This window comes from Pseudomonas fluorescens (genome assembly GCF_000967965.1).
GTDB classification, from domain to species: domain Bacteria; phylum Pseudomonadota; class Gammaproteobacteria; order Pseudomonadales; family Pseudomonadaceae; genus Aquipseudomonas; species Aquipseudomonas grandcourensis.
This window is the reverse complement of record NZ_LACC01000010.1, coordinates 1-12,769: the sequence shown is the minus strand read 5'-3', so window position 1 is coordinate 12,769 and position 12,769 is coordinate 1. Positions and strand designations below refer to the sequence as shown.

At 61.6% G+C, this 12,769-nt stretch carries 7 protein-coding genes; 1 reads left to right on the top strand and 6 read right to left on the bottom strand.

Annotated features, from left to right (window positions below; genetic code table 11):
• Positions 1 to 948, top strand: coding sequence for a LysR family transcriptional regulator (locus VC35_RS06530; protein ID WP_046038614.1), 948 nt, complete (start codon positions 1 to 3; stop codon positions 946 to 948).
• On the opposite strand, the gene yfiB is transcribed toward VC35_RS06530, so the two are convergent.
• From yfiB to recC, 6 genes are all read right to left on the bottom strand, one after another.
• Positions 945 to 1,445: an outer membrane lipoprotein YfiB gene (gene yfiB / locus VC35_RS06525; RefSeq protein WP_046038612.1), complete on the bottom strand. Its 501-nt coding sequence runs from the start codon at positions 1,443 to 1,445 to the stop codon at positions 945 to 947. The two genes, VC35_RS06530 and yfiB, sit on opposite strands and share 4 nt — an antisense overlap.
• A 5-nt stretch (positions 1,446 to 1,450) precedes the next feature.
• On the bottom strand, positions 1,451 to 2,719 hold the full coding sequence (gene dgcN / locus VC35_RS06520; protein ID WP_046038611.1) for a diguanylate cyclase DgcN/YfiN: 1,269 nt from the start codon (positions 2,717 to 2,719) through the stop codon (positions 1,451 to 1,453).
• On the bottom strand, positions 2,716 to 3,291 hold the full coding sequence (gene yfiR, locus VC35_RS06515) for a regulatory sequestration protein YfiR (protein ID WP_046038609.1): 576 nt from the start codon (positions 3,289 to 3,291) through the stop codon (positions 2,716 to 2,718). Before yfiR ends, dgcN begins: the two co-directional genes overlap by 4 nt.
• Positions 3,292 to 3,410: 119 nt before the next feature.
• On the bottom strand, positions 3,411 to 5,513 hold the full coding sequence (gene recD, locus VC35_RS06510; protein WP_046038607.1) for an exodeoxyribonuclease V subunit alpha: 2,103 nt from the start codon (positions 5,511 to 5,513) through the stop codon (positions 3,411 to 3,413).
• Positions 5,510 to 9,199 (bottom strand): exodeoxyribonuclease V subunit beta, encoded by a 3,690-nt coding sequence (gene recB / locus VC35_RS06505; protein WP_046038606.1) that lies wholly within the window; start codon positions 9,197 to 9,199, stop codon positions 5,510 to 5,512. Before recB ends, recD begins: the two co-directional genes overlap by 4 nt.
• The gene (recC, locus tag VC35_RS06500) at positions 9,199 to 12,648 is read right to left on the bottom strand and encodes an exodeoxyribonuclease V subunit gamma (protein WP_046038604.1); all 3,450 of its coding nucleotides are present in this window, start codon (positions 12,646 to 12,648) and stop codon (positions 9,199 to 9,201) included. The genes recB and recC overlap by 1 nt, the downstream gene beginning before the upstream one ends.
• Positions 12,649 to 12,769: the final 121 nt, after the last annotated feature.

The window sequence follows — 12,769 nt, the reverse complement described above, 5'->3', positions numbered from 1 at the left end:
ATGCAAAAAAACATCACCTCCCTCGGCTCGTTGAACTGGGATGACCTCAAGTTTTTCCTCGAAGTCGCCCGCACCCGCAAGGCCAGCACTGCGGCCAAGCGCCTGGCGGTGGACTACACCACGGTGTCGCGGCGCATCAGCTCCCTGGAAACGGCGCTGGGCACTTTGCTGTTCGAAAAATCCCGGACCAACGGCTTTATCCTGACCGCCGAAGGCCAGCGGTTGATGGGGTATGCCGAGTCAATCGAAAGCACCCTGCACATGGCGTGCGAGCAGGTTTCCGGGTCCGGCGTGGCGCTGTCCGGTCATGTACGCATGGGCTGCACCGAAGGCTTCGGCAGTTTTTTCATCACGCCGCAGCTGAGCCACTTCGTCGACACCTATCCGGCCATTTCTGTGGATATCCTGCCGCTGCCGCACTTCATCAGCCTGTCCAAGCGCGAAGCCGACATCGTCATCGCCCTGGAGCGTCCGGAGCATGGCCCGTACGTCTGCTGCAAACTGTGCGACTACCGATTGCAGCTGTACGCGACCCAGGATTATCTGGACAACCACCCGCCTATCCGCCGCCCGGCAGACTTGGCCAAACATTCGTTTATCAGTTACGTCGACGACCTGGCGTTCAGCTCGGAGCTGCTGTACCTGGCCAACGTACTGCCCGGCGCCAGCGCCAACCTGCGCAGCACCAGCGTGATCGCGCAGTTCGTGGCCGCGCAGCAAGGACGCTCACTGGCGATCCTGCCGTGCTTCCTCGCCACCCAGGACCCGCGCCTGCTGCCGGTGTTGCCGCAGGAAATCAATATCACCCGACAGTTCTGGATGTACTGCCGCGAGGATCTCAGGAAGCTCAAGCGGATCACCCTGTTGTGGGATTACATCCGCCAGGTCACCGAGCAGAATCAGGGCCTGCTGATGGGAGAAAGCCGGGAGATGCTGTTTGCCGATTAGTCGGAGCTGACCACAATCGCCACCCGGCGATTTTCGGTGCGGCCACTGGAGGTGTTGTTGGTGGCCACCGGCACGCTGCTGCCCAAGCCACGCAGCTGGATGTTTTCCTGTTTCATGCCGACGGTGTTGAGCACCTTGGCCACGCTTTTCGCCCGGCGCACGGACAGTTGCTCGTTGTAGGCCTCTTTGCCCGAGGCGTCTGTGTGACCATCGACCCGTACCCGCTCGATACCTACCCCCAGCAGCGCCTTGCCGATGCGCTCGACAATGTCGGTGCTCTGCTTGTTCAGGCTGTCGTCGTCACTGCCAAACAGGACCTTGCCGGACAAGCCGAAAGCCCAGCCATCGTCTGTCAGCTCGAACCCCTGCTGTTTCAGCACGGCGATTTGCGCCGGGGTCAGGCCTTTGGGGGTGGTCTGGCAACCGGTCAGGCTCAATAAGGCCACGAGCAGTGTCAGGGTGAAAAAACGCAGGGAACGCGGGTTGAATGTGAACACGGAAATCAGCTCCTGTTTTGAACATCGGCGGCGGGGTGCTCCGACCCTGCCGTGTACTGTGCGCCTCGGGAGAGGCGCTTGGCCTGGTACATCGCGCCATCGGCGGCGTTGAGCAGGGCACCCGGCGTTGCGCCATGATCCGGGTACACCGCGACGCCGATACTGAGAGAGGTCAATACCTGGGTGCTGCCCGGCAATGGAATCGGCATGTCCATGCTGGCCAGAATCTTGTCGGCAATCCGTTCGGCGTCTTCGGTCTTGTGCAGCGGCGTCAGCAGCACGGCAAACTCATCGCCACCCAAGCGCGCCACCAGGTCCCCTTCCCGCAGTTGCGCCCGAACCCGGTTGGCCACGGCCACCAACACCGCATCACCCGCCGCATGGCCGAAACTGTCGTTGATCTCCTTGAAGCGATCGCTGTCGAGAAACAGCACCGCCACTCGCTCGCCGAGCTTGTTGGCGCTGCGCAACGCGCGCATCAGGCGACCTTCGAAAAACGCCCGATTGGGCAATCCGGTGAGGCTGTCGTGGCTGGCCTGGTGAGCCAGGGATTCGTTTTCGCTTTGCAGGTGCGACTGCCAGGCCTCGAGTTCATCGAGCAGGGCATTGAAGTCGTTGCCGAAATCATCGAGTTCAACAATGTCGGCAGGCGGCACGCGCTTGTCGAAGGCCCGTTCACTGCGCGCGGCGTGGGCAACAGCGGCCAGGTTGCGCAGCGGCTTGGTGATCCCGCGCAGTTGTCGGCGCGCCAAGAAGAGTGCAACCCAGGCACTGATGGCCGTGCACACTACGATGCCCATCAGACCGCTGAGCAAAAACCGCATCAGGCTGGCGCCATGACCGGTGAGCCTGATGCTGCCGACTTCCCGCCCTTGGTGGGTGATCGGCATGCTCATAGGTTCTTCCAGAAACGCTTTGGCGATGTGCAATTCGAGATCGGACACCCAACCGGTTTCCGGTCGTTGCCAGCGGGCCAGCAACTGGCCCTGTTGATCGAACACCTCGGCGTCGGCCACTTCCTCGGTGGAGGCAATCAACGCCAGCGCTTCGGTTGCGGCGGGTTTGTCGTTGAACACCACCGCGGCTTCCACGGTGTAGCTGATCGAACGAGCGATCAGGTGCAGGTTGTGATCGGCGTATACGCGCAAGGCCAGCACGCCAAGCAACGTCAGTGAAACACTGGCCATGACAACGCCCACCAGCGCAACGAGCAGGTTGCCGCGACCGATGACCGAATGCAAAGTCGGGCGGCTGCCCGGTCTCATTAACTTCATGGCGCCGCCGGCTTGCGGCGGGATAGTTGCAACACGCTCGGATGAATGCGTACGCCGCTGCGGGCGACAGAGTCGAGATTGACCTCGAACGACACCTGCTCGTCGCTCACCCGCAAGCAAAACAGGCTGCCGACGGTGCATTGCTCGTCGTTCTCACTGATGCTCAACACCGGATGCCCGATCAACGCGGCGAACAATCGGCTGCGTTCTACGCCAGTCAGCTTGCCGATATAAACCGCATCACAGTCACTGACAATTGAAGGGTTGTCGGCCAACAAGCGTTGCACCGTGACAGGTCGCCCCGTCGCCTGGGTCGTGCCCTTGACCAGATCGTCGGTGTATTCGGTAGGGCCGACCAGGCACAGGCGCAGCAGTAAAGGCTCGACGGGCCAGCGGGCATAGCTGAGGATTCCGAGGATCACCTGGGTAACCGCTTTGGCGCGTTGGTCCGCCTTGCCCACCGGGGCTTGCGATTGAGCGAAAACGACGCTGGCCAGCAGACAAAGAAGAATGGCAAGCAGCGCTTTTCTACAGCCAACGACGCGCTCTGTCGTCCTGACAGCCACCTTCATGCAGGGATACTCTTCGACCGTAGCGAAATGATGCCGCAACGATAGCACAGCAACGAAATGCCAGCGAGGCCACGTACTACGCAGCCTCGGACATTTTCCTACAGCCTGTTACTGACCTTTCAGACTGTCGGCTCGCTGCCGCCCTTGAGCTCCAGCATCAGCCCGCTCAAGCGTTTGACCCGGCGTTTCACCGCCTCTTCAAACACGCCCGCACGGGACTCGATCAAGGTGAACCAGTCCTTGGCCCGGGTAATGCCGGTGTAGATCAGCTCCTTGGTGAGTACCGGATTCAAGGCATCGGGAAGAATCAACGCGGTATGTGCGAACTCCGAGCCCTGGGATTTATGCACGGTCATGGCGTACACGGTTTCGACATCATTCAGACGGCTGGGCAGGACAAATCGCACACCGCCCTGGCCATCATTGCGTGGGAATGCCACGCGCAAAACCTGTTTTCCGTGGCCTTCCTGTTCAGGGAGCTTGAGGGCAATGCCGATATCGCCGTTCATCAAACCCAGCCCGTAATCGTTGCGGGTCATCAGGACAGGGCGACCTTCGTACCACTGCTGGTCGCTGTCGATCAGGCGCGCCCTGAGCAATGCGTCCGTCACCCGCTGGTTCAAGCCCTCGATACCCCACGGCCCCTTGCGCACGGCACATAACAACTGGAATGCGTCGAAGGCCTGCAACACTTGTCGAGCCCAATCAATCCAGCACGAGTCTTCCAGCGGACTGTCCAGTGACGGCCGCTGATTGCGCAGCACGCTCAGGTAATGTCGATAACCCTGCGGCCCCTCACCATGGCCGTCTAGAAGCAAGCGCTCCAGGGCCCGATCCTGCTCTCCCTTGAGGGCCAGGCAATACACATCGTCATGGCTGCGCGCCGACAACAACTTGCGGGCTTCTTCGGGTTGCTGCTGGTTGACCCAGCGAGCCAGTTGGCCAATGCCGCTGCCTTCACCGAATCGCCGGGAATGGCGCAACATCACGACCTGTTGAGCCAATGGATGAGTGCCCTGCACGTCCTCCTGCAACCCGCTGGCCTGCAGGTTTTCGCCACTGACGGTTTCCAGCCACTGGCGTGTCTGCGGGCTGTACCAGCCAGCCTCCGCGTCGCGACAAAGATCCCCCAATACCGCACCGGCCTCTACCGAAGCCAATTGATCCTTGTCACCCAACAGCACGAGGCGCGCATGGGCCGGCAAGGCGTCGAGCAGATTGGCCATCATTTCCAGGTCGATCATCGAGGCCTCATCCACCACCAACACATCCAGCGGCAGGCGATTGCCCGCGTGATGGCGGAAATGACGAGTCCCGGGCCGGCTGCCGAGCAGGCGGTGAACGGTGGTGACGTCGGAGGGGATCTTTTCCCGAACGTCCTCCGTGACCTTCAAGGTCCGGACTTGCTGGCTGATGGATTCTGTCAGACGCGCCGCGGCCTTGCCGGTCGGTGCAGCGAGGCGAATGCGCAGGGGCATGCCGGCCTCGACCGCCGGCGCCTGGAGCAATGCCAGCAAGCGCACGACGGTGGTGGTCTTGCCGGTTCCCGGTCCCCCCGTGACAATGCTGAAAGCACTGCGGGTCGCCAGGGCGCAAGCCAGCTTCTGCCAGTCGATCACCTCACCCGGCCGGGCAGGACCAAACAAACCGGTGAGGCGCTGGAGCAAGTCGCTCGGCGTAGATTCGTGTTCCGTCAAACGCTCACGCAACGAAAGGTCGATCCGCCGCTCGTAGGCCCAATAGCGGCGCAGGTACAAGCGTTTGCCCGATAACACCAGAGGCCGGTCGCGCACGTTGTCACGACTGTCAGCGGCCAGCGCGACCAGGTTGCTGGCGGCCAGCACCTTGCACCAATGAGCACCGTCCAGCGATCCCAGCAATTGCGAGGGCAACAGCATCGCGCCGCCTTGCACGTCCCCTTCGGGTGGTAATGACAGAGCGAAGTCCGGTTCTTTCAGCGTCTCGAACAGGTCGAGGCAGACATGCCCGTGACCCAACTGGTGGCTGGTCAGTGCGGCTGCCAGCAACACCAGTGGATCATCTTCCGGGGCCAGTTCATGCAGAAACGCCACAAAGGCTTTGTCCAGCGCGCGCAACCAGCCACGCTCGACCCAACGCGTGAGCAACAACAGCAAGTCGTCGGCACGACTCAGCGGTGCCAGATCGGCCAGGCTTTCGGCTGCCAGCGATGTGGGCAACAAATCGGCGAATGTGCGACTCATATCAGTACTCCCTGTTCCCAGGCGGGCTCGGCCTTGGGCTCTGGCTTGCCCTGGAACAGCCTGTCCAGACGTTCGATCAGCTCTCTTGGCGGCCGGGCGAAAAACACACCCTGGCTGGCCGCACGCGTACCGCGCAAAAACAGGTACAACGCACCGCCGACATGCCGGTCGTAGTCGTAATCGGCGAGCCGCGCCTTGAGCTGGCGGTGCAGGGCCAACAGGTACAACACGTATTGCAGGTCATAACGGTTGTCGAGAATCGACTGTTCCATTGCCTGCGCGGTGTAGGCCGCATCATCGACGCCGAGCCAGTTGGATTTGTAGTCGGCCACGTAATAGCGGCCGTCATGTTCGAACGTCAGGTCGATAAAGCCCTTGAACATGCCGTTGAGCAACACCGGTTCCGCGGCGACCCGGGCCACGCCGTTATGGGTGTATTGGCACACCAGCGCATCGAGCTTGAGCACATCGACCTTATGGCTGGCGAACCAGAACTCCATCTCGACCTGATACTGCGTCAACTGGCCGAATATCACCGGTGCCTGGCCGTCGCCCAGTTGCAACGGCGACTTGAGCAGATGCTGCAGCCAGTCACTCAAGGTGCTGATCCAGCCCTCCCAGCCTCGACGGTTGCAGCGACGGGCAATGGCGTCGATCACCTCTTGCGGTGCCGCATCAAAACTCTCGCCTCCCGCCCATTCGAGCAAGCCATGGAGGAAGGTGCCGGGGTTCGGGCCGCGCGGGAAGCGATGGATATCGCCGCCACCGGCCACCACTTCCCTGGGCGCCTGTGGGTCGAGGCGTTCGTCATCGAACAGTTTTTGCGCCTGCGGGCTCTCCGGCGCTTCGTCGGTGCCGACACTCAGGGTGTCGCCAATGCGCAGCGCGCTGTAGGAAGCGATCCACCAGTTCTCACTGGCCTTGCGTTTCGGAACCAGCGGAACCAGCAGTGCCGCGTCGTTTTGCGGTGGCTGGTAATGCACCGTTGTCGCTTCAGGCATCTCGGCATACGCCAGCGCCGGGCAGTCCTGTTGCAGATCCCGCAACCAAAGCTGCAACGCCGGGGACTCGGCCAACGGCGCACCGCCGCCCAGCAGATAACCCAATGCCGACAGATGCAGCACCGAGCCATTGTTGTTGCCGCGCTTGAGGTCGGCCACCCCCAGCCAGCAGGCGTGTTGCGCCCGGGTCAGGGCGACATAGAGCAAGCGCAGATCCTCGGCCAGACGCTCATCGTCAGCCAGGGCAATCAATTCTGCCGTCGGTTCCAACGTGACCTGGGCATTGCCGGATTCATCGTGGTAGTGCAACGGCAGGCGGCTGCCATCCACCGGTTTCGCAGAGCAAATGAACGGCAGGAACACCAAGGGGTACTCAAGGCCCTTGGATTTGTGAATGGTCACGACCTTGACCAATTGTTCATCACTTTCCAGACGCAGGATCTGCTCTTCGCCAGCCTGCCCGGACAACGCCAGATGCTCGGACAAATGCCGGATCAGGGCTTGCTCGCCATCGAGTTCGGCGGCGGCTTGTTGCAGCAGTTCGAAAAGGTGCAGAAGGTTGGTCAACACGCGCTCGCCGTCACTGCGGGCGATCAGCGCCTGGGGCAAACGGAAGTCGTGCAGCAAGCGTCGCAGCATCGGCAGTACGCCCTGCTTGCGCCAGACTTCGCGATAACCACGGAACTGCATGACCCGGGCTTCCCAGGCCAACTCGTCCTGATTCAGCCGCTCCAGTTCCGTCAGCGATAGGTTCAACGTGATGCTGGCCAACGCGGCCCGCAGCGGTCGCTCGACATCCGGCTCGGCACAGGCCTTGAGCCAGGTCAGCACGTCATGCGCCTCCTGGGCGGCGAACACCGAGTCCTTGTCCGACAGGTAAACACTGCGCACGCCACGGGCGGCCAGTTGCGCACGAACCGCCTGCGCCTCCTTGCCGTCGCGGACCAGGATGGCGATGTCCGCCGGCAACAGGCCCCTGAAGGCTTTGCCATCCTGGGAGAACCCCGCATGCCCCTGCTGCCCGCCATTGAGCAATGCCGTGATTTCACTGGCGCACGCAGCCGCCAGTTGTTGCCGGTACACCGCACCGGACAACGGTTGTTCGGCCGGCAAGTGCCAGATGTTCAAGGCCGGGATTGCCTGGTCATTGATGCGCAAGACTTCTTTGCGACCTTGGGAGGCAACCGGCGTGAACGGAACCGGGTTGTCGCCATTCTTCTGCCGAAAGAGGAAAGCGCCGCGGCCTGACGCCCGGGCTTCGGCGCGCTCGAACACATGGTTCACCGCGTTGACCATGCCATGGCTTGAGCGGAAGTTGGTGCCCAGGGTGTGCAGGCGGCCAGTGGTGGCCTGCCGGGCGCGCAGGTAGGTATGGATGTCGGCGCCGCGAAAAGCGTAGATCGCCTGTTTCGGGTCGCCGATCAGGAACAGACCGCACTCGGGGCTGTTCTCTTCAATCCGGTAGATGCTCTCAAAGATCCGGTACTGCACCGGGTCGGTGTCCTGGAACTCATCGATCAGGGCGACCGGAAACTGTTCACGAATCAGGGTTGCCAGGCGTTCGCCGCCATCAGACTGCAAGGCCGCATCAAGGCGCAGCAACATGTCGTCGAAACCCATTTCCGCGCGGCGGCGTTTCTCTTCCTCGAATCGCGCCCCGACCCAGCGGGCCGCATGTTGCAGTACGGCGGCATCAGGTGTCGGCAACCCATCGAGGCAGGCCTTGAGGCCGGCCATCGCATCGAGCCCCGGATGTCGAGGCGCCTCACCCTTCCAGGCTTCAGCCATGCCATCCGGGGTCAGACGAGTGAAGCCAGTGCCGATATCCAGTTGCTCGAGGGATTCGTCCTCGGCCCAGGCTTTGATTTTTTCAAACCAGGGCTCGAAATAGCGTGCCTGCATCTTGCGACCATCGACCGCCTTGCCGGCAACGCCTTGGTGACAGATCGCAAGTAATTCGTCCGCCCACTCCAACCAAGGCTTCTTGAGTTCGATCAGGGCAGCCCGTCGCTCTTGCAAGCATTGCGAAATCACTTCGGCGGGTTCTTTCCCTTCAAGGGTATCCCGCTCGCTGGCGAACAGCGCACGAATCCGCGGCAGCAGCGCCGCCGGCCCGCCCCAATTGCTGCGCACCCAATTCAAGGCATCACCTTGCATCGGGTAACAGAACAGCCGCCAGTAATCGCGCAGGACTTCCCCCAGCAAGTCGCTGTGGTCGGTTTCCAGGGTCTGGGTAAACAGGCTGCCGCTGTCGAATGCGTGCTCGCGCAACATGCGCTGGCACCAACTGTGGATGGTCGACACCGCCGCCTCGTCCATCCACTGGGCGGCGATATCCAGGCGGTTTGCGCAGCCGGGCCACTGCTCGGGCAAGTACTGGTCGCGCAACTCGGCAATCAGGCTGTCGGGGGCCGGTGTTTCATCGCGGAAATAGCGTGCGGCCTCGGCGAGCCGCGTGCGGATGCGTTCGCGCAGTTCTTTGGTCGCGGCGTCGGTGAAGGTCACGACGAGGATTTGCGGTGGCAACAGCTCACGTCCAAAACCACTGTCCTCCCCGCCATTGCCAAGCACCAGACGCAGGTACAACGCGGAAATGGTGAAGGTCTTGCCGGTCCCGGCGCTGGCTTCGATCAGTTGACTGCCGCGCAACGGGAATGCCAGGGCCAGAGGTGTCTTTGTGCTCATCAGCGCGACTCCTCGCTGGACAGTGAACGCCAGGGTGCTTCAAGAAGCGGGCGATAGAGCGCGTCACACCACAGGGGGAACGTCTCGTCGGCGACCAAGGCATCGTAATCGGCGAATTGACGGGCGAGTGCCGGGCTTTCGCGACGCTCTCCGTCCGTCGTTTGTCCATCCCCTTCATAGGCCTTGCGCGCAGCGGCCTCGGCTTTGACCGGGTCGGTTTGCCCCAGCCACGCGAAGGCTGTCTTGACCGCGATCGGCAGAGGCTGGCGCATACCCGACTGCCAGGCCATCAACAGGTCACCGAGAATTGTCTGCGCCGTGGACTGGTCCAGTGGACCGAGCAACAGGCTGTCGTCGCTGGCCACCAATGCGGTGGTCAGTGGCATGCCACTGGCACAAGCCATCAGATGATTGACCCACGGGCGTGTCAATCGATGCCATTTGCGCGACTTGATCGAGCCGATGCTGTTGGGAATCGTAGTGATAGACAGCAATCCACCATCGGCGCGCTGATGCAGGCCGCTGAGCCAGCCCTCGATGTGCAGGCCTTGCAGTTCAAGACTGACCGGCAACGCGCTGCTGAGGGGGGTTGGCCACAACGTCAGGAGCTGTTGGTGGCGTTGCAGCAAGTCAGGCAATGGCTCGATCAACTCGCGTTGCAGACACTCACCGAATCCGGCCATGGGCAGCAGTCCGCTGTTCTGCAAGCGCTTCGCCTGATCCTCCAATGCCTGCCCGGAATTTCCAGGATCTGCCAGCGCGGCTTCGAGCAAACGGTCGCTGAGGCTGTAACGCTGCAACGCATCCAGGACAAAGGGCTCTTCATCGGCCAACGGCACTTCGGCCGCCTCGAAGAAGACCTTCAGTCGCTGGCTGAAAAAGTGCCGTACCGGATTGCGCAGGAAATCCTGCACCTGACCGAGGCTCAGTGGTTCGTCCTGGACGTGGGGCCCGAGCACTTCGGCGCCTGCCTGATGCTCTGCCGCCTGATGAAGCACCTGCCATTCACTGGCGTAGCTGAACGACTCATCCCCGTCGTGAAAGTAGCGAGCACTGAAGGGTTGCAATGGGTGTTCGCGAGTCATGGCTTCCAGCAGATCCTCGTCGCCTTGCAGCAATCGCCAACCGCTGGCCAAGTGGTCACGCAACTGGCCAATCAGCACCGAGGCAGGTCGCTCGCTGTTATCGCGGATGCTGCGGCCCACCCAACTGATGTAGAGCTGGTCCCTTGCCGACAGCAAGGCTTCCAGTAGCAGGTAGCGGTCGTCTTCACGCCGGGAGCGGTCACCCGGACGGTAATCACTGCCCATCAGATCGAAATCCAGCGGCGGTTGCGCGCGCGGATAATCGCCGTCATTCATGCCCAGCAGGCACACCAGTTTGAACGGGATGGCGCGCATGGGCATCAAGGTGCAGAAGTTGACCGCTCCGGCCAGAAAACGCTGGGACAAACGGCCCTGATCCAGACCTGCAAGCCAGGCTTCACGGACAACGGTCAGCGGCAACTCGTCCTGCAACCCTACAGATTCACAGGTCTCGAGCCAGGTCTCGCGCAGTTCTTCGAGCTGGGCCAGCAAGTAGTCATCGTGTTCGTTACCGGCAAGGAAGAACAACTGCACCAAAGCCTGCAAGCGCAAGCCCCATTGCCCCGGCGATGCAGGCTGAGAGAGTTCGTGGTGAGCCACTTCCAGCGCGTCCAGCAATGCAACCAGCGGACCGATGAGCGCAGCGTCCAGACCACCGATCTCGTCGTAGGGTTCGATACCCTCATAAGCATCGGCGCTGCCGACGGCATAACCGAGCAACATCCGTCGCAAGCCGAAACGCCAGCTGTTTTGCTCCAGTTCATGCGGCAGCCCAAGCCCGGCACGTTGCTCGGCATTCATCCCCCAGCGAATGCCGGCACCTTCGATCCAGCGGTGCAGCGTCGGCAGGTCACGCTCCTCGACGCCAAAACGAGCGCGCAGCGCGGGGACGTCCAGCAGATCGAGAATTTCACTGACGGGGAATCGGCTGTCGGGCAGCTTGAGCAGGTGCTCGACAGCAATCAGCAATGGATCGCGACCACGCTGGCCCTGGTCAGCCAGGGTAAACGGAATGAAGCGTGGATCCTGGCGGTCAAGCTGACCAAACACGGCACGAATATGCGGTGCGTAGCTGTCGATGTCCGGGACCATCACGATGATGTCCCTGGGCCGCAGTGTCGGGTCGGCGCTGAAGCGCGCGAGCAGTTGATCGTGGAGGATCTCGACTTCTCGCTGGGCGCTATGGGCGATGTGAAAACGGATCGACTCGTCCTTCTGCAGATCGATAGCCGGCCAACGCTCCCGAGTCTCGTTGAGGGGGCGCAGTTCGAGGATGTCGTCCTGCAACTGGTTGAGCACATTCAGCGGCTGACCATCACTGAACAGGTCGATGCGCCCGTCACGGAATGCCGAACGATAGCTGTTGGGATCGTCATAACTGTCGAGCAGGTTGATGTAGTCCCGCCCCTGCTTGCCCCACGCGGCCAGTAGCGGGTGAGCATGCTGGTGGAGGGTTTGCGGATCGATCACTACCGGCATGCCGCTCTTGCGGGCCTGACGCTTGTATTGATGCCGCAACAGGTCTTTATCGGCGACGATGTCTGCCCAATGATGACGACATGGGTTGTGTACGCACAGCAGGACCTGGCTGAATCGTGCCAGTCCCGCCAGTGCTTCCAGGGCCTGAGCAGGCAGGGAAGAAATCCCGAAAACGATCACTCGCGAGGGTAATCCCTTGGGGGCTGTTTCGAGATTGTTGATGCGTTCGACAAACCGCTGATGGACGCCGGCACGGCTTTGCGCCATGCCTTCTGCTCCCACATCCAGCAAGAGTGTGCGCCATAACTCTGCCTGCCAGCAATTGGCCGGGGTCAGGTGTTTGGCTTCGCCTCTGGCGTTTCTTGTTTGATGTCGACCTTCCGCCCAGTCTTCGAGCCAGTCTGCTCGGTACACCTGGTATTGGTCGAACAGATCCGCCAGGCGCTCAGCCAGTTGATAGCGTTTGCGCAGGTCGGTGTCATGGGTCAGGAAACGCTGCAGCGGCTCGAAGTGCGGTTGGTTGATCAACTGCGGCAGCAGGCGCATCAGACGCCAGGTCAGCGGGGCTTTATCGAGCAGGGACTTGACCGGAATTTCGTCGCGGCCAAGGACCATGCGATAGAGCTGCCACATGAAGCTGCCGGGCAACTGCACGTCGATGGCGGCAGCGATGCCGCAGCCTCCCATGTCGTCTTCTTCAGAATCTTCCGCCAGTGCCAGCTTCAGCCATTGGGCAATGCCATTGCTTTGCACCAACGCGATCTCATTCTCCAGGGGAGCCAGCGGGTAGCGCCGCATCCAGCTGACCACCAGGCTGCGCAACTCGTCCAGGCGGTTGCCGTGAACCACCATAAAACCAGCACTGAGGGACGTCGCGTCCGGCATAAAGGCTTCCTTGGAAAATACAAACGCCAGGGGCGAACCTTAGCATTGTCGGGAGACGGTGACAGCGTGAACCTGCTCATTGTTGCTGTGCGAACTTTCTTGCGGACAAAAACAAAACCCC